This is a genomic window from Streptomyces flavotricini, from assembly GCF_020639365.1.
Classification (GTDB): domain Bacteria; phylum Actinomycetota; class Actinomycetes; order Streptomycetales; family Streptomycetaceae; genus Streptomyces; species Streptomyces flavotricini.
Map to the genome: position 1 here is coordinate 1,529,691 of NZ_JAINUL010000001.1, position 18,459 is coordinate 1,548,149.

General features: G+C 71.6%; 12 protein-coding genes and 1 pseudogene. 7 read left to right on the forward strand and 6 right to left on the reverse strand.

Features of this window, described 5'->3' with window-relative positions; genetic code table 11:
- Positions 1–129 precede the first annotated feature (129 nt).
- Complete coding sequence (locus tag K7B10_RS07240; RefSeq protein WP_229335119.1) at positions 130–3,054, reverse strand: glycoside hydrolase family 48 protein; 2,925 nt, start codon at positions 3,052–3,054, stop codon at positions 130–132.
- 673 nt (positions 3,055–3,727) lie between these two features.
- Here K7B10_RS07240 and K7B10_RS07245 point away from each other — a divergent pair.
- Positions 3,728–5,452: a glycoside hydrolase family 6 protein gene (locus K7B10_RS07245; protein WP_229335120.1), complete on the forward strand. Its 1,725-nt coding sequence runs from the start codon at positions 3,728–3,730 to the stop codon at positions 5,450–5,452.
- A gap of 107 nt (positions 5,453–5,559) precedes the next feature.
- Here the strand turns inward: K7B10_RS07245 and K7B10_RS07250 are convergent, their stop codons facing one another.
- Entirely contained in the window at positions 5,560–6,615 is a 1,056-nt protein-coding gene (locus K7B10_RS07250) for a LacI family DNA-binding transcriptional regulator (protein WP_229335121.1), read from the reverse strand.
- Between the two features lie 431 nt (positions 6,616–7,046).
- Between K7B10_RS07250 and K7B10_RS07255 the strand changes: the two genes are divergently transcribed.
- From K7B10_RS07255 to K7B10_RS07270, 4 genes are all read left to right on the forward strand, one after another.
- Positions 7,047–8,396, forward strand: a complete 1,350-nt coding sequence (locus K7B10_RS07255) for an ABC transporter substrate-binding protein (protein WP_229335122.1) — start codon at positions 7,047–7,049, stop codon at positions 8,394–8,396.
- Positions 8,397–8,511: 115 nt separating this feature from the next.
- On the forward strand, positions 8,512–9,552 hold the full coding sequence (locus K7B10_RS07260) for a carbohydrate ABC transporter permease (protein ID WP_229335123.1): 1,041 nt from the start codon (positions 8,512–8,514) through the stop codon (positions 9,550–9,552).
- A 4-nt stretch (positions 9,553–9,556) separates the two neighbouring features.
- Positions 9,557–10,450 (forward strand): carbohydrate ABC transporter permease, encoded by an 894-nt coding sequence (locus tag K7B10_RS07265; protein ID WP_229335124.1) that lies wholly within the window; start codon positions 9,557–9,559, stop codon positions 10,448–10,450.
- Positions 10,451–10,560: 110 nt separating this feature from the next.
- Entirely contained in the window at positions 10,561–12,003 is a 1,443-nt protein-coding gene (locus K7B10_RS07270) for a GH1 family beta-glucosidase (RefSeq protein ID WP_229335125.1), read from the forward strand.
- 76 nt (positions 12,004–12,079) lie between these two features.
- Here the strand turns inward: K7B10_RS07270 and K7B10_RS07275 are convergent, their stop codons facing one another.
- Positions 12,080–12,358: a hypothetical protein gene (locus tag K7B10_RS07275; protein ID WP_229335126.1), complete on the reverse strand. Its 279-nt coding sequence runs from the start codon at positions 12,356–12,358 to the stop codon at positions 12,080–12,082.
- Between the two features lie 89 nt (positions 12,359–12,447).
- On the opposite strand from K7B10_RS07275, the pseudogene K7B10_RS07280 reads away from it, so the two are divergent.
- Positions 12,448–13,044: pseudogene (locus tag K7B10_RS07280) on the forward strand (ABC transporter permease); the annotation flags it as partial.
- Between the two features lie 96 nt (positions 13,045–13,140).
- On the opposite strand, the gene K7B10_RS07285 reads toward K7B10_RS07280, so the two are convergent.
- Positions 13,141–14,358 (reverse strand): ROK family protein, encoded by a 1,218-nt coding sequence (locus K7B10_RS07285; protein ID WP_229335127.1) that lies wholly within the window; start codon positions 14,356–14,358, stop codon positions 13,141–13,143.
- Positions 14,359–14,371: 13 nt separating this feature from the next.
- Entirely contained in the window at positions 14,372–15,802 is a 1,431-nt protein-coding gene (gene xylB, locus K7B10_RS07290) for a xylulokinase (RefSeq protein ID WP_229335128.1), read from the reverse strand.
- A gap of 92 nt (positions 15,803–15,894) precedes the next feature.
- Between xylB and xylA the strand changes: the two genes are divergently transcribed.
- Entirely contained in the window at positions 15,895–17,067 is a 1,173-nt protein-coding gene (gene xylA / locus K7B10_RS07295) for a xylose isomerase (protein WP_229335129.1), read from the forward strand.
- Positions 17,068–17,147: 80 nt separating this feature from the next.
- Here xylA and K7B10_RS41210 read toward each other — a convergent pair whose 3' ends face one another.
- Positions 17,148–17,690: a glycoside hydrolase family 31 family protein gene (locus tag K7B10_RS41210; RefSeq protein WP_372481381.1), complete on the reverse strand. Its 543-nt coding sequence runs from the start codon at positions 17,688–17,690 to the stop codon at positions 17,148–17,150.
- Between the last annotated feature and the right edge of the window lie 769 nt (positions 17,691–18,459).

An 18,459-nucleotide genomic window follows, 5' to 3' on the forward strand; every position in this document is an offset into this window, starting at 1 on the left:
GTCACGGACATCGACGCGGTCCGGGCTTCCGGGAGACCGTATGACGGGTGGACGCGTAGAGGCCGGGCAGGCCCTGACGGCCTGCCCGGCCTCGTCGTACGCGGAGCTGTCTCCGGGCGGGGCGCTCTGTTATTCGAGCAGCTCCGCGTACGAGCCCATGGCCAGGGCGATGTCCGCCTGGGCCCAGAACCGGTGGTAGGTGAAGACGGGCGCGGCGCCGCCGGCGAGGTAGGCCTCGATCTTTGGCCAGGCCGGGTCGTTCTTGTAGAAGGTGCGGATCGAGGCGAAGGTGGACGAGGAGTTCACCGTGTCGCCGTTGGGCATCTTGCCGGTCCACGTGCTGGGGACGTACACCGGGTCGTTGAAGCGCTTGTAGTCGGTCCGGGTCTCCTGGACGGAGAGGCCCAGCGGGTCCTGGTGGTGGGCCCACATGCCGTCGAGCAGTCCCTTGGCGACCCGCTTGGCCTCGGTGTTCCCGGACTTCGCGGCGTAGTAGGTCAGGGTCTTGGCGTAGGCGGCGGCCACGCCCACGTCGTCGGTGTAGTCGGCGACGGTGACGTGCAGGCCCGCGTTGGCGCCGGGCGCCGACGCGTTCCAGGTGTCGGGGGCGCCGGACCACTTGAGGGTGGAGGGGATCCGGTAGGTGCCGTCGGGGTTGATCGTGGTCTTCGACAGGGCCCAGCCGACCCACTTGTCGAGCACGGTCTTGGCCGCCGCGTCGCCCGTCTGCTCGTAGAGCTCGGCGACCCGCTCCATGGACCAGGCCTGGAAGCCGAACCACTGGTTGGACGGCGGGTCCTGGTAGACGGGCTTCTCGTCGTAGAAGAGGCCGTGGAAGGTGGGGGTCCCGGCCGGGGGCTGGGCGTAGCGCCCCTGCCAGCTGTTGGTGGCGCCGCCCGCGATGGCGCCTTCGTCGGACTGGAGCCAGCGGTAGAACTCCAGTTGCCGGTCGAGGCTGGTCGCCCAGTCCGTGGCGCCGGTCGTCGACTTGGGCTTCAGCGGGGCGTACTCGCTGAGTGCGTAGGCGGCGAGGGGGTTCTGGTAGCCGCTGTGCGCGTGGCTGGAGCCGATCCGCCAGGACCAGCCGGCCGAGGTGTCGGTGGCGCCGCCCCAGGCGTAATACCAGGACATCAGGTAGTGCGCGCTGTCCTTGCCGGTGCCGGCGGGGCAGACGGTCGGGCCGATGCAGTTGCCGGTCTTCTTAAAGTACTTGTCGAACATGGAGTACCGCAGGTAGTCGCCCATTTTGGCCGCCTTGGAGACGGTCGTGGTGACCTGGTTTCCCCTGCCCTGTTCCTTCGCCCAGACGTCGGCCCAGTAGGCGGCCTGGATGGCACGCGCGTCGGCGTCCGGGGCATCGGTGAACTTCCACTGCTTGGCGTAGGAGGAGTCCCCGGTGAAGAGGTCGAGGTAGCCGTTCTTGCCGCCGTACGCGAACGTGTCACAGGTGGGGTGCGGCACGGTCTCCCAGACCGATTCCTCGGGCCCGCGCTGGAAGGTGTTGATGTACGAGGGTCCGGTCGCGGTCGGTCCGGCGGAGCACTTCCCGGGCTCGTTGCCGTAGCCGTAGACGTTGTCGACGTCCTGGAGCCAGTGCATGCCGTAGATGTCGTCCGTGCCGTACGCGCTCTTCAGCTCGCCGGCGATCGGGTCCGCGCCGGCGGCGACTCCTCCGTCGAGCTTGGCCGGGTACTGCGAGGGGAGGTCGTGCTCGGGTGCGTAGGTGGCGGGCTTGGAGGCGTTGTAGGAGCCGGTCGTCGGCTGGTCGGCATGGGTGGGGATCATGAACTTCTCCATGGTCTCCCACGCACCGTTGAACTTGGTCCAGTCCCCGGTGATCTTCCCGTACATCGCCTGCAGCCAGATCAGATAGCTGTAGGCCTCCGAGGTCGTCTCGTGCCCCTGGTCCGGGGCCTCCACGATGAGCGTCTCGACGGAGTGGTACGGGATGCCCTCGGGCGAGAAGTAGCCGTTGGCCGGGTTGGTGATCTTCCCGTGGAGGTCGAGGAAGCGGGCGTCGTACGTGGAGTCGGCGGCCAGCTGGGCGACGGTGACCTCGGCCTTGGCGTGGCCGGGGGCGGTCGCGGTGAAGACGGCGGAGCCGCTGCCAGTGGTCCCGGCGGTGACCGTCACCTTCTGGGCGGTGTTCCAGTTCGCCGGGGTGAAGGTGAGCTCGGGAGGCGTCGCGGCGAGGTCGGTGTTGCCCGAGGTGCGGGCGACGCTCACCGTGACGTTCGCGGTCGGCTGGGCCGAGAGCTTCAGGCCGAAGGTGCCCGTCTCCCCGCGGCGTACGGAGAGTTGCGCGGGGGTGGCGACGAGCGCGGGGCCGGCGGCGACGGTGATGCCGACGGGGGCCGACTCGGCGGAGGCCCCGAGGGTGTCGTAGGCCTTGGCGTAGAGGGAGTGGGAACCGGCTGCGAGGCCGGTGGCATCGAGGGTGAAGGGCGCAGTGGTGTCCGTGCCCAGGAGCGTGGTGTCGCTGTAGAACTCGACCTTGCCCACGGTGGCGCCGTCGGCCGCGGCGGCGGTCGCGGCGAGCGGGACGGGGGCGCCCGCCGTGTAGACGGCGCCCGCAGTGGGGCTGGTCAGGACGGTGACCGGGGGCTGGTGTGCTCCGGTGCACGGGGTGCCGTTGACGGCGAAGGAGGTGGGGGCGGCGTTGGTCCCGCTGTAGCTGAACTGGGCGCCGGCGGTGACGGCCGCGCCGGCAGCGACGGTCTTGTTCCAGTCCGGGGGCGCGACGCGGACGCTCTTGCCGGACTGGGTCCAGACGCCGTTCCAGCCGTTGGTCAGCTGCTGGTTGCCGGAGTAGTCGTAGGTGAGGTTCCACCCGTCGAGTGCGGTCGCGGACCGGTTGGTGAGGGTGAGCTCGGCGGTGAAGCCCGAACCCCAGTCGTTGGTCTTGTAGTCGACGCTGCACTGCACCGCTGCGGCCGCGGCCGTGGTGGCGCCGACGGCCGTGAGGCCCAGGGGGAGGGAGAGGGACAGGGCCGTGGCGGACGCGGTCAGCAGTTTGCGTCGTCCGTGGAATCTGCGTGGGGGGTGTGCCGACATGCGGATGGTTCTCCTCGCGGCTCGGGGAGACGGCGGATGGGAGAAGCGGCTGCGCACACGTTCTCAACAGTGGGAGCGCTCCCACTGTGCAGACGCGTCGCGACGGCGTCAAGACGCGTGAAGAGTCGAAAGCAATCTGCAAGAAATTTACTCAACTCCCCTTTTGTATGACGACAGTTGGCGCTACGGTCTGGCCCCAACCAGTGGGAGCGGTTCCATCAGCAGGCGCGCCGCCGGGGCGCACCTCGCTGCACGGACTCGCTCATCGACGCCCCGCGCCTGCCGGCGCTGCTCCGCGGAGCAGCGCCGACCTTGCGCGACGGCGGTACCTGCCGGCATCGGCCACGAGGTCGCCGGCACGCAGGACCTGGTGGAGGCCGTGCATACGACCGGGGCCCGCAGTTTCCTGCCGGTCCCCGGGATCGCCTACGACGACCCGAGCCAGCCGCTCACCCCTTCCCCATCCTCGCCTCGGTCGCCGGCCGGGTCCCCCGGTCGCGGGCGAGAGCGGCGAGCACACCTGCGGACAGGCGTTCGTCGACCGCGCCACGGCCCGGTTCCGACGCCCGCATCCGCTCCGTACAACGGAACCCCTGCTCACAACGGCACTCCCCGCATTCGGCACCGGGTGCGCGACCGCCTGCGCACCCTGAACTGAAAGGCACCCCACGAAATGAGCCGCACCATCCCCCGCACCGCCTTACTGGCGGCCCTCAGTCTCGTCACGGCCGCCGGCGCCACCGCCACGGCGTTCGGTACCAGCGCCGGCGCCGCCACCGCCGGCTGCAAGGTCGAGTACCAGATCTCGAACCAGTGGAACACCGGCTTCGGTGCCAACGTGATCGTCACCAACACCGGTGACCCGGTCGCCTCCTGGACCCTGGAGTGGTCCTACGCGAACGGCCAGGAGGTCACCCAGGGCTGGAACGCCACCATCACCCAGTCCGGGGCCGCGGTGACCGCGAAGAGCATGTCCTACAACGGGTCGCTGGCCACGGGCGGTTCGACGTCCTTCGGGTTCAACGGCTCACACACCGGCACGAACGCCGTCCCCGCGACCTTCAAGCTCAACGGCGTCACCTGCAACGGCGCCACCGACCCGACCCAGCCCCCCACCACACCGCCGACCACGCCTCCGCCCACCGGCGGCAAGGTCGACAACCCCTACGCCGGCGCCAAGATGTACGTGAACCCCGAGTGGTCCGCCCATGCCGCCGCCGAACCGGGCGGCAGCAGGGTGTCCAACCAGCCCACCGCAGTCTGGCTCGACCGCATCGCCCTCGTCACGGGCACGAGCGGCACGATGGGTCTGCGCGACCACCTCGACGCGGCCCTGACGCAGAAGGGCGGCGGCGAACTCGTCGTCCAGCTGGTGATCTACAACCTGCCCGGACGGGACTGCTCCGCGCTCGCCTCCAACGGCGAACTGGGCCCCACCGAGATCGACAAGTACAAGACGCAGTACATCGACCCGATCGCCGCGATCCTCGCCGAACCCAAGTACGCAGGGCTGCGGATCGTCACCACCGTCGAGATCGACTCACTGCCGAACCTGGTCACCAACGTCTCCGGCCGTCCCACCGCCACCGCCAACTGCGACGTGATGAAGACCAACGGCAACTACGTCAAGGGCGTCGGCTACGCCCTGAACAAGCTCGGCTCGATCGCCAACGTCTACAACTACGTCGACGCCGGCCACCACGGCTGGCTCGGCTGGGACGACAACCTCGGCGCCTCCGCCGAGATGTTCAAGCAGGCCGCGACCGCCGAGGGCTCCACGCTCTCCAACGTGCACGGCTTCATCGTCAACACCGCCAACTACAGCGCCCTGAAGGAGGACAACTTCAAGATCGACGACTCCGTCAACGGCACCTCCGTGCGCCAGTCGAAGTGGGTCGACTGGAACCGCTACACCGACGAACTGTCCTACGCCCAAGGCATGCGGACCAAGCTGGTCTCCCTGGGCTTCGACGCCCACATCGGCATGCTCATCGACACCTCCCGCAACGGCTGGGGCGGCACCGCCCGCCCGACCGGACCCGGCGCGCTGACGAGCGTGGACACCTACGTCAACGGCGGCCGCTACGACCGGCGCATCCACCTCGGCAACTGGTGCAACCAGTCCGGCGCCGGACTCGGCGAACGACCGCAAGCGGCCCCGGCCGCCGGCATCGACGCCTACGTGTGGATCAAGCCCCCGGGCGAGTCCGACGGGGCGAGCAAGGAGATCCCGAACAACGAGGGCAAGGGATTCGACCGGATGTGCGACCCCACTTACACGGGCAACGTACGCAACGGCAACAGCATGTCGGGAGCCCTCCCGAACGCACCGCTCGCCGGCCAGTGGTTCTCCGCCCAGTTCCAGGAGCTCATGAAGAACGCCTACCCGGCACTGTGACGCAGGTCGGGTGACGAGCCCGGAGCCCTTGCGGAAGCGTCCCCTTCCGCAGGGTTCCGGGCCTCGGCACGCTCCGTGCGGGGCGGCCGGCGGGCTGCCGGAGCGGCTCAGGAGGAATCCCGCACGACCAGTGCCGTCGGGAGTACCCGGCGCGGCTCCTCACCCTCGCCCTGCCTCGAGGCGGCGTCGGCTCGGGACTCCTCCGCGATCTTCTGGAGCAGGAGCCGGGTCATAGTGCGGCCCATCTCCTCGATGGGCTGGCGCACACTGGTCAGGGGCGGGTCCATCAGACGGGCCACCGTGGAGTCGTCGACCCCTACGAGGGCGACGTCCTCGGGGACCCGCCGGCCGGCCTCGCGCAGCACGCCGCGCGCACCGGCCGCCATCACGTCGGAGGCGGCGAAGACGGCGTCCAGGCCGGGGGCGCGTTCCAGGAGCTCGCGCATCGCCAGCCGGCCGCCCTCCTCGGTGAAGTCCGCGGTCGCCACGAGCGACTCGTCGGGCTTGATCCCGGCCTCGGCCAGGCCCGCGCGGTAGCCGCCCAGACGGGCGCGGGCCACGTACATGTCCAGCGGCCCGCTGATGGTCGCGATCCTGGACCGGCCGCGCCCCGCGAGATGGGCGACGGCCGCCCGTCCCGCACCGATGTTGTCGGAGTCCACATAGGCCACCGGCTCGGCCTCCGAACGTCGCCCGTTCATGACGACCGGCAGGCCCAGCCGCGCGATCCGGTCGGGCAGCGGGTCGTCCCCGTGGACCGATGCCAGCAGCACGCCGTCGACCCGCTGGGCGGCCAGGTAGTGCTCGAACCGCTGCCGCTCGGCCTCGGTCCGGACCAGGGTGAGCAGCAGCTGCTTGTCCGCCTCGGCCAGCTCGGCGCTGACCCCGCGGATGAGGTCGAGGAAGTACGGCTCCGAGAAGATCCTGGCCTCGGTCTCCGGGATGACGAGGGCTACGGCGTCGGTCCGGCTGCCGGCCAGCGCCCTGGCCGCCTGGTTGGGCACGTACCCGAGCTCGGCGACGGCTCGGGCGACCGCTTCCTTGGCCTGCCGGCTCACCCGCGGGGAGCCGTTGATGGCCCGGGAGACCGTGCCCCGGCCGACGCCTGCCAGGGCCGCGACCTCTTCCAGGGTGGGCCTGCCGCCGCTCTGCCGTCCGCTCACGCTCTTGAACTCCCCTCGTGCGCCATCGCACTCTGCACCGGGCACGGGCCCGGCCTGCCGATCAGGTAAGTAAGACGGTGCACCCGTCCGTCCCGTAGCCGTGGGACACGTTACGCCGACGAGGAGTGGGAGCGCTCCCACAGTACTCTCGATCCCCTCCCGACACCACGGTCGCGTTCACAACCTGACACGGGCAGCGCTCGAGAAGGAAGGCGCGCGCGCCCGAGGCTTCTGCGTAATGAATTCGCGTTCGTCTCTTGACACCCGCACCCGCCAGGCAGCAACCTTCCGGCAACGGCGTGGGAGCGCTCCCACTCAGGGGTGCGACAACGGCTTTCACATCAGGTCCGGGCGGGCCGCCGGCCGAGCCGCGAACAGCCCGCCGGACCCCATGGCGCACAACGAGCAGCACCTTGGACGAGGAGAGTGGAATGCGTACTTCCAGCAGCAGACGCGGACGCCGCACCGCAATGACCGCGATCGCCGCGGCCGCCGCGGTCGTGACCGGTGCAGCCTTGCTCACCGGTTGCGGGGGTGGCGACGGCAAGGGCGACGGCGCGGCCGGTGGCGGGCGGATCACGCTGCGGATCGGTACCTTCGGTTCCTTCGGCTACGACGACACCACGGGGGCCAAGCTCTACGCGGAGTACGAGAAGGCCCACCCCAACATCAAGATCGAAGAGTCGAACGTCGCCGACGGCCAGAAGTACTGGGACACGCTCAAGCTGCGCCTCTCCCGCAACAGCGGTCTCGCGGACATCCAGGCCCTGGAGGTGGGATACATAGCGGAGGCGACCGGGCCCGCCATGGCGGACAAGTGGGCCGACCTCGGCAAGACGGGCGGCGCGGACCTCGGCGCGTTCCTCGACTGGAAGGTCAAGCAGGCCACCACCGGGGACGGCAAGGTCATCGGCCTCGGCACGGACATCGGCCCGATGGCCATCTGCTACAACAAGGACCTCTTCGCCCAGGCCAAGCTGCCGACCGACCGCACCGAAGTCGCCAAGCTCTGGGCGGGCGACTGGGCGAAGTTCCTCCAGGCCGGGGAGACGTACAAGAAGAACGCGCCGGCCGGGACCGCCTTCCACGACTCAGCGAGCGGCCTCTTCAACGCCGTGGTATCCAGCGAGCCGCTGCAGTACGCCAATGCCAAGGGCGAGCTGGACTACGAGAACAGCCCGGGCGTGAAGCGGGCATGGGACACCGCCGTGGCGGCGGTCCAGGCCGGACTGACCGCAAAACTGCGCCAGTTCGACGAGAAGGGCACCTGGAACGCGGCCTTCAAGAACTCGAAGTTCGCCACCGTGGCCTGCCCGAGTTGGATGACGGGCATCATCAAGGAGCAGGCGGGCCCGGAGAACCAGGGGAAGTGGGACATCGCGGCGCCGCCCGTGGCGGGGAACTGGGGCGGCTCGTTCCTCACCGTGCCCAAGTCGGGCGAGCACGTCAAGGAGGCGGCCGAGCTGGCCGCCTGGCTCACCGCTCCGGCGCAGCATGCGAAGGTCTTCGGTGTGAACGGCAACATCCCGTCCACCAAGGACACGCTCACCTCCACGGCGGTCCAGGAAGCCAAGCTGCCGTACTTCGGCGACACGCCGATCGGCAGGATCTATTCCGAGGCCGCCGCCGGCATCACGCCCGCGCCCATCAGCCGGTGGGACGGCCAGGTGAAGACGTTCCTCACCGACAACGGCATCCTCGACATCGAGCAGCGGGGCACCGACCCGGCGAAGGCCTGGGAGAACGTCAAGAGGCTCGTCGACGACAAGATCGACAAGTAGCGGAGGCCGCACGGCGGCCCGCCCCCACCCGCCGCCTGCCGCCGCCTCCCCGCGGGTGGCGGCGGGCCGCCGCCGTCCGCACCACTGCACGCATCGACCTGGAAGGAACGCCCCCGTGGCCACCTCCGTACGGGCGACCAGTGGCGACTCCCCGCCGCCCGCCGCACAGTCCCCGGGCCCCAGCGCCGGCTCGCGCAAGCGGCCGCCCTCCGGCCGGAGCGGGCTGCGCAGCACGCTCTACCGCCTCGATCTGAAGGCGGTCCCCTACGTATTCGTCGCCCCCTTCTTCCTCACCTTCGCGGCCTTCGGGCTCTTCCCGCTGATCTACACGGGCTGGCTCTCGCTCCACCGGGTGGAACTCGGCGGCAGCGCGCAGTGGAAGGGGCTGGAGAACTACACCTCCCTGGCGAGCAGCGAGTTCTTCTGGAACGCCCTCGCCAACACCTTCACCATCGGCGTGATCTCCACCGTTCCCCAGCTGCTGATGGCCCTCGGCCTGGCCCACCTGCTCCACTACAAACTCCGTGGCCGCGGTTTCTTCCGCGTCGCGGTCCTCGCCCCGTACGCCACCTCGATCGCGGCGGCGACGCTCGTCTTCGCCCAGCTCTTCAACACCGACTACGGCCTGATCAACACGGCCCTGGGCTGGGCCGGCTTCGAGCCGGTCGCCTGGGAATCCTCCAAGTGGCCCGCTCAGATCGCGATTTCGGTGATCGTGACGTGGCGCTGGACCGGCTACAACGCCCTCATCTACCTGGCGGCGATGCAGGCCGTACCCCAGGACCTCTACGAGGCGGCGGCGTTGGACGGAGCTTCGCGCTGGCGCCAGTTCCTCAGCGTGACCATCCCCTCCATCCGGCCGACGATCCTGTTCACCGTCATCGTCTCGACCATCGGGGCCACCCAGCTCTTCGGCGAGCCGATGCTCTTCGGCGGCAGTGTCGGGATCAGCGGCGGGAGCGGGAACCAGTTCCAGACGCTGAGCCTGCTCATGTACGAGAAGGGCTGGGTGACCGGCGCGCTGGGCCAGGCCTCCGCCATCGCCTGGGTCATGCTCCTGCTCCTCCTGCTCATCGGCGGCCTCCACGCCCTGGTCTCCCGCTCGAACCGCATCCGCAACCGCGCCGGCCGCATGCGCACGAAGGCGGGGAGCTGAACCCATGAGCCGCACACTCGACACGACCGCCGCCGGGGCGCCGCGCGCCAGGCGCCTTCGCCCGTCGGCCGGCCGCCAGCACCACGCCGGACCGCTGACCTACGTCCTGCTCGGCCTCGCCGCCCTGGTCTCCCTCTTCCCCCTGTACTGGAACCTGGTCGCCGCCTCCCATACGGGCGAGCGCGTGGTCAAGGCCCCGGCCCCGCTCCTGCCCGGCCCCCGGCTCTTCGACAACCTCTCCTTCGCCTGGAACCAGGTCGACATGGGCGAGGCGCTGGTCAACACGACGATCGTGGCCGGGCTCGTGGCCCTGTCCACCGTCCTGTTCTCCACCCTGGCCGGCTTCGCCTTCGCCAAACTGCCCTTCAGGGGTCGGAGCGCCCTGTTGGCGCTCGTGGTGGCCACCATGACGATCCCGCCGCAGCTCAGCGTGATCCCCCTCTACCAGATCATCACCGACCTCGGCTGGGTCGACCAGCTCCAGTCGGTCGTCCTGCCCTCGCTGGTCGCAGCCTTCGGCGTGTTCTTCATGCGCCAGTTCCTCATCGAGGCCCTGCCGGTGGAGCTGGTGGAGGCGGCGCGGATGGACGGCGCGCACAGCCTGCGCATCATCTGGCACGTGGTCTTCCCGGTGGCCCGGCCCGCGATGGCGGTCCTGGGAATGCTCGTCTTCGTCCAGGCCTGGAACGACTTCTTCTGGCCGTTCATCGCGCTGACCCCCGACGGGAACCCCACCCTCCAGGTCGCCCTGGCCGGCCTCGGCGCGGGAAACCACACCGTCGACCAGGCCGTCGTACTGACCGGGGCGCTCATATCCACCCTGCCGCTGCTGCTGGTCTTCGCCGTACTCGGCAAGCACATCGTGGGCGGAATCACCGCCGGCGCCGTCAAGAACTGACGGCGTTCGTCGAGGACCGGCCGGACCGCCGGCGTGTTCACACACCGCGCCTTCCGCCACCGCTTCATCCGGCACGACTTCATCCGATCCTGCGTTGGGAGCGCTCTCCTATGACCGCGTCCGAGACCCGGCCGCTCACGGCCACCCGCGCCTTCCCCCCCGACTTCCTGTGGGGCACGGCCACCGCCGCGTACCAGATCGAGGGCGCCGCCCGGGAGGACGGCCGGACCCCATCCATCTGGGACACCTTCTCCCACACCCCCGGCAAGGTCTTCGAAGGCCACACCGGTGACGTGGCTGTGGACCACTACCACCGGTTCCCCGAGGACGTCCGCCTCATGTCGGAACTCGGCCTGGGCGCCTACCGGTTCTCCGTCTCCTGGTCACGCGTACAGCCGACCGGCCGGGGCCCCGCCGTCCAGAAGGGCCTGGACTTCTACCGTCGGCTCGTCGACGAACTGCTCGCCGCGGGCGTCACACCCGCCCTCACCCTCTACCACTGGGACCTCCCCCAGGACCTGGAGGACGCGGGCGGCTGGCCCGAGCGCGCGACCGCGGAGCGGTTCGCCGAGTACACGAGCCTGGTGGCCGACGCCCTCGGAGACCGGGTGAAGCACTGGATCACCCTCAACGAGCCCTGGTGCAGCGCGTTCCTCGGCTACGCCTCCGGCGTCCACGCCCCCGGCCGTACGAACCCGGTCGCCGCCCTGCGCGCGGCCCATCACCTCAACCTCGGTCACGGCCTCGCAGTCCAGGCCCTGCGGGCGGCGCTGCCCGGGGACGGTCAGGTCGCGGTCTCCCTCAACCTCCACGAGGTGCGTCCCCTGACCTCCTCCGCCGGCGACCAGGAGGCGGCCCGGCGCATCGACGCCGTCGGCAACCGGATCTGGCTCGGACCGATGCTGGAGGGCGCCTATCCCGAAGACCTCCTCGTGGACACCGCGCACCTGACCGACTGGTCCTTCGTCCGGGACGGCGACACCGCCACGGTGCACCGGCCCCTGGACCTGCTCGCCGTGAACTACTACACCCCGACGGTCGTCTCGCACGCAGCGGAGGGCGGAGCGGTGCCGCAGGACGACGGGCACGGCAACAGCGAGCACTCGCCGTGGCCCGGAGCAGAGGGCGTGGCGTTCCACCGGGCACCGGGTGAACGTACGGCGATGGACTGGCCGGTCGACGCGAGCGCCCTGTACGACCTGCTGACCCGGACCGCCGCCCGGTACCCCGGGCTGCCGCTCTTGGTCAGCGAGAACGGGGCGGCGTACGAGGACGACATCGGCCCCGACGGCACGGTCCACGACCCGGAGCGCGCCGCCTACGTCCACGCCCACCTCGACGCGGTGCACCGGGCGATCACCGACGGGGCGGACGTGCGCGGCTACTTCCTCTGGTCGCTGCTCGACAACTTCGAGTGGGCGTACGGATACGCCAAACGCTTCGGCGCCATCCACGTCGACTACGACACCCTGAAGCGCACCCCCAAATCGAGCGCGCACTGGTACTCCCGCGTGGCCCGGACGGGAGAACTGCGCGCTCCCGGCGCGGCGTAGCGGGCGGTGCCGGTGGACTCGGCGGCAGTGCGAGCCCACCGGTACGCCGTCGGCAGGCTCTTGGCCGGTCGCCCCGTCACCAGCCCGTCGGGAGACCGGCGATGAACGAGGTGAGCCGGTCGGCGATGAGCCGGTCGTCGTGGGCCGCGTCGTGCCAGTCGCAGCCGAGGAAGTCCAGGCCCGAGTCGTCGAGGGACCAGTAGCGGACCCCGCTGCCGCCGGCGTCGTTGCGCGCCTCGACCACCTGCTGGACATGGCCGGCGTACGGGCCGGGCGGGCGGGCGGGAGTGGCGACGGTGGCTCCTTCGACCTGGACGTCGCAACCGGCCGCCGAGTCGCCCAGCACGATCCCCACGCCGATGCACCTGACGCGGCCGTCGAAGCACACAGGTGCACACCGCTGGACGGGTCAAGGAGACCGGGAACACCGTGCAGTGCAGCTGGCCCGGCGTCCTCGTCCTGCGCCTCATCGGGTTCATCGCCTCGCCTGCCTTCCTCACCACCGACAACCTGATCGGTGTGGCCCAACAGTCCACCGGGTTGAGCCTGCTGTGCTCGCCACGACCTTCGTCCTGATCGCCGGCCGGATCGAGCTGCCCCTGGAGTCCACCATCGGCGTGGATCCCGTCATCGCCGTGTGGCTGATCCCGCCGTCCGGTGGGGGCCGGTTCACCGGACTCGGCCTCTTCCCCGAGTGGATGGCGATCCGCTCCGCCTGCTGGTCGGGGCGCTGATCGGCGCCGTCAGCGGTTTCCTCGACCTCAAGCTGCGCCTCAACGGCTGCATCGTCAGCCTCGCCCTGACCATGCTCCGGGGACTGCAGGTCGCCTCTCCGACGGCCAGTCCATCGTCGAGCTGCCCTCGTCCTTCATCTACCTGGGCAGGGGGTCCTGCCTGGGCGTGCCCGCCGCGATCCGGGGGTGCCCGCTGCTCTTCGCGATCGGCGGCAGTGCGCTGGCCTGGCTCCGGCACGGCCGGGCACTGTACGCGATCGGCGGCCATGGCGAGGCCTCCCGCACGGCGGGCATCCGCGTCGACCGCACCCCAGTCTGCGCGACGACCCGCTGCGGGCGATCGACGACCGACCGCCCCGGTGCACCCGGGAACGGCGGCCACCGGCCCGGCGGACCCGCGCGGTCAGCGCGCCAGGGCCTGCAGGCGGCTGGGGTCGGCGATGATCTGCCGGACGGTCGACCACGCCGCGCCCAGCACCGGTCCGCGCCGGCCCAGGGCGGAGGGGCGTACCGCCTCCGGGGCCCAGGGCCGGACGGTGATCCGGGCGGCCAGTTCGGCGCGAATGGACGGGAGGAGCCAGTCGGCGAGTTCGGCGTAGGCGCCGCCCAGGACGAGGCCGTCCGGGTCGATCAGGTTCACCGCCGAGGTGAGGGCTAGGCCCAGGGCCCGTCCTGCACGGTCCAGGGCGCGCAGGGTCGCCTCGTCCCCGGCGCCTGCCCGCTCGGCCAGCAGGGCCACCGGGTCGCCGACGTGCGCGAGCCCGGCCTCGCGCAGCACGGCCGCTTCGCCCGCGTACTGCTCCAGGCAGCCGCGTGCCCCGCAGGCGCAGGGGGCGCCCTCCGGGTGGACGGGCAGGTGGCCGAGTTCGCCCGCGAAGCCGCGGGCGCCCCGGAACAGCTGCCCGCCGACGACCAGTGCGCCACCGATTCCGGCCTCGGCGGAAACGTGTACGAAGGTCTCGGCGGGATGTCCCTGGTGCCACTGTTCGGCCAACGCCCCGAGGTTGGCCTCGTTCTCCGGCTCGGGCACGGTGTCGGGGTCGGGCCAGTGATCGGCGGGGCGGACGGCCTGCCAGCCGAGGTTGGGCGCGTTCGCGACCAGCCCGCTCGGTTCGTTCGGCACCACCCCCGGCACGGCCAGGACACGGCCCGCGACGCGCAGGCCGAGGGCGTCGGCCTCGGCCTCCGCCTCGGCACCCAGCGCGGCGGCCTCCGCCAGCACCTGCCCGGCCGGCCGGCCCGCGTTGGCCCGCTCCACCCGGCGCCACACCCGGGGTTCACCGCGCAGGTCCACGACGCACGCGGCGAGATGGGTGACGCCGATCTCCAGGCCGAGGCCCGCGGGACCCCGGTCGTTCAGGGCCAGTGCCCGGCCGGGGCGGCCGACCCGTCCGCTGGGCGCGGTCTCCGTCTCGGTCAGCGCGCCGCGGCCGATGAGCTCGTCGACCATGGAGGAGACGGCCGGCCTGGTCAGGCCCGTGTGTCCGGCGACGTCCGCCCGGGAGAGCGGACCGTGCGCGGCGACCGCGCCGATCACCACCGCGAGGTTCTGCCGACGCATGCCCTGCTGCGAGGCGGGCACGGCCTCCACGCCCCCGCTCGCCCTGCCGTTCCCCGCCATTGGGCCGACCCTCCTATCGTTCTGCCGGCGGGAGCTCCTGCAAGGCCCGCGCCCGCCGCAGCGTACTGGTGATCCGTTCGAGCGTGTCGTCGTCACGGCGTACGGGGTCCAGTACCCGGCCCTCGGCGGTCCGCCAGCGCCGGGCGACGGCGTCGGCGGGCTCACCGGTGAGCAGTGCGGCGGCCTGGGCGGCGGCCCCGAGCGCGACCAGTTCCCGGGCCGCGGGCACCTGGACCGCTCGGCCGGACAGCCGCAGGACGGTCTGCTGCCAGGCCCCGCCGCGGGCTCCGCCGCCGATCAGCAGCAGTGGTTCGTCGGGGGCGGGGCTCTCGCCTCCGGCACGCAGTACGTCGTCCAGGGCCACGAGCAGGGCGTGGGCGGCGCCGTCGTAGGCGGCCTGGAGCAGCTGTCCCGGCGTGGTGTCGTGGCGCAGGCCGTGGACCAGGCCGGAAGCGCCCGGGAGGTCCGGCGTGCGCTCGCCGTCCAGATAGGGAAGGACCACCACGGTGCCGCCCGCCTCGACGTCCTCGCGGTCGCGGCCGACGAGGTCGGCGAAGCGGTCGACGGCGAGGGTGCAGTTGAGCGTGCAGGCGAGCGGCAGCCAGCCGCCGAGGGCATCGGCGAAGCCGGCGACGGTTCCGCTCGGGTCGGCGGGCCGGGTCCGGCCGACGGCGTAGACGGTGCCGGAGGTACCGAGGCTCAGCACCGGCCGTCCGGGGGTCAGGCCCAGGCCGAGGGCGGCGGCCATGTTGTCACCGGTCCCGGTGGCCACCAGCGCGCCCTCGCGCAGTGGCATCCCGGCCCGGACGGCGCCCGCCAGGGCGCCCGGCGGGAGGACCTGTGGCAGCAGCCCGGGGTCGAGGCCGATCCGGCCGAGGACGTCCTGGTCGTAGCCGTCCGGGCCCCACCAGCCGGTTCCCGACGCGTCACCGCGGTCCGTCACCGCCTCGCCGGTCAGCCGCTCCGTCAGGAAGTCGTGGGGAAGGCGGACGGCCGCGACGCGGTCGGCGGCGGCACGCTCGTTCGCGTGCAGCCAGGCCCATTTGGCGGCCGTGAAGGCGGCCGTCGGGACGCTGCCGGTGCGGCGGGCGAGCTCTGCCGGGCCGAACGCGGCTCCGAGTTCGGCGGCCTGCGGGGCGGAGCGGACGTCGTTCCACAGCAGCGCCGGGCGCACCGGCCGGCCGGCCGTGTCAAGGGTGACCAGGCCGTGCTGCTGGCCGGCGACCGAGCAGGCGGCTGCGCGATCCGCCCAGCCGGTGCCCGTCACGGCCTCGCCGAGCGCCCGCCACCACTGCTCGGGGTCGCTCTCGCGTCCGGAGCCCCCGCTGACGGCGTGCGAGGCGCGGCCCTCGCCCAGGACCGCGCCGGTTTCCAGGTCGACGGCGAGGGCCTTGGTGGACTGGGTCGAACTGTCGACACCGATCACGACGCGCTGAGCAGACATGCGTTCCTCCGGTGGGGTTCCTTCTGGCGTCTCGGCATATTAATTTGTTTTTCGTCATTACAAATAACCCTCGGCCTGATCCGGAGCGCCTCATGACCAGCGACCCGCTCGTTCCCACCCCCGCGCACAGGTTCACGTTCGGCCTGTGGACCGTCGGCTGGCAGGGGCGGGACCCCTTCGGCGACGCCACCCGGCCCGCCCTCGACCCGGTCGAGACCGTGGAGCGGCTGGCCGGACTCGGCGCCTACGGCGTCACGTTCCACGACGACGACCTGGTCCCCTTCGCCGCCGGCGATGCCGCCCGCGAGCAGGCGGTCAAGCGCTTCCGCACCGCACTCGACACGGCCGGGCTGAAAGTGCCGATGGCCACCACCAACCTCTTCACCCACCCGGTCTTCAAGGACGGCGCCTTCACGGCCAACGACCGGGACGTGCGCCGCTACGCGCTGCGCAAGACCATCCGCAACATCGACCTGGCCGTGGAACTCGGCGCCTCGGTCTACGTCGCCTGGGGCGGCCGCGAGGGCGCGGAGACGGGCGCGGCCAAGGACGTGCGCACCGCCCTCGACCGGCTGAAGGAGGCCTTCGATCTGCTGGGCGAGTACGTCGAGAACCAGGGGTACGACCTGCGCTTCGCGATCGAACCCAAGCCCAACGAGCCGCGCGGCGACATCCTGCTGCCCACCATCGGCCACGCCCTGGCGTTCATCAACGAGCTGGACCGGCCCGAGCGGGTCGGCCTCAACCCGGAGGTCGGCCACGAGCAGATGGCCGGGCTGAACTTCCCGCACGGCATCGCCCAGGCCCTGTGGCACGGCAAGCTGTTCCACATCGACCTCAACGGCCAGACCGGCATCAAGTACGACCAGGACCTGCGTTTCGGCGCGGGCGACCTGCGCCAGGCCTTCTGGCTGGTCGACCTGCTGGAGTCGGCCGGCTACGACGGCCCCCGTCACTTCGACTTCAAACCCCCGCGCACCGAGGACTCCACCGGCGTCTGGGCCTCGGCGGCCGCCTGCATGCGCAACTACCTGCTCCTGGCGGAGCGATCCCGCGCCTTGCGGTCCGATCCGGAGGTCCAGGCCGCGCTCGCCGCCTCCCGACTGCCCGAACTCGCCGTCCCCACCGCCGAGGACGGCCTGGCCGGGCTGCTGGCCGACCGGTCCGCCTTCGACGAGTTCGACGTCGATGCCACCGCCCGCCGCGGCATGGCCTTCGAACAGCTGGACCAGCTCGCCCTCGAACACCTCCTCGGAGCCCGCTGAGCCGGTGCGCGCATGAGCCGGGCCGTGGCGTTCCACGGCCCGGCTCCGCCACGAGCTGACCGCCGGGCACCTCCTTCCGATCAGGCCGCCCGGCTAGGGCCGCCCCGCTCAGGCCGGGTGGGCGAGGTCGGCCTCCAGGGTGCCGGCGGGCCGGGCGTGGACGGTTCCGTCCGGCCCGCCGAACCGGAGCTGCCACGGATGAGGGCTGTCGGTGGTCGCATGGAGGCGGTCGCCGCGGCGGCGCAGGTGGAAGCGGGCCACGTCGCCGGGCCGTCGGAGCGCGGGATCACCACGGTGCGCTCGGCGCCGTCGGCGAAGGCGTGCACCCGAGGTTCGACGCGGTCCGCCCAGGCGGAGACCGGGCGCTGGTCGTCGGCGGCGAGCGGGATGACGGAGTCGGGGCGGGCCGGCAGCGGCAGGGTGTGGAAGCCGTGCTGTTCGCGGACCCAGCGGGGACAGGTGATCCGAGCGCCGGTCAGAACGTTCGTCCACGTCCCTTCCGGCACGTAGTACTCGACCGTGCCGTCGTCAGTGAAGACAGGGGTGACGAGCAGGTCGTCGCCGAGCATGTACTGCCGGTCAAGCGCGGCGGCGGCGGGGTCGTCGGGGAATTCCAGCACCATGGCGCGCAGGACGGGGACGCCGGCGGCGTGGGCCTGTTGGGCGGCGCGCTGGAGGTACGGGGTGAGGGTCGAGTGGCGTCTCCCACGACGAACTGGCGCCCCAGGGTGTGACGATGGCCAACAGGCAGGCCGTGGTCGGTGCGGCCGTCACGGTCAGGGCGGCGTGGCGGATTCGGCCCCAGCCGGTCGAGCAAGCTCGTCCGGAGCGGTCCCGAAGTGGTCCCGCAGAGCGCGGCGCTCGGCGTACGGCACGTCGTAGGCGCCGACCGGATCAGGGTCACCCCGGCACGCCCCCGGATCACCCGACCCCTGACCGCCATCGCGGAGCGCACGTCCGGGTGCGACCCGGAGCCAGCAGCGGCGTGGATCGCCGAGCCGCAGGCCGGACCTGCCGTAGCGGGAGATCCACTTCCCTGCGCGGGCGGCGTGTCGGCGTTGATACGGCCGGCCTGGTCCTGGGCCGGGTGACCTGTCCACGGCTTGGGGCAGGCGTGCGGGTGAGCGGCCCACTGGGCGGTCTCGGCGGTTCTCGGAGAGCGCGGCGCCCTCGGCGACCACCCGCCGGACCGTGCGGGTGGTGAGGTCGGTGGTGACGCCCATGAGGTGGGCGGGATCAACGCCGGCGACGGCGAGTACGACGGGCGGGAAGGACGGTGCTCAGTACTTCGCGCAAGTCCTCGGGATGCCGCGCGGTCCGGCCAGGCGGCAGTGGGCGCCCGGCGCCTGCCAACTCGCGCACGATGACGCCGTGTGGGTAGGTGTGCACGAC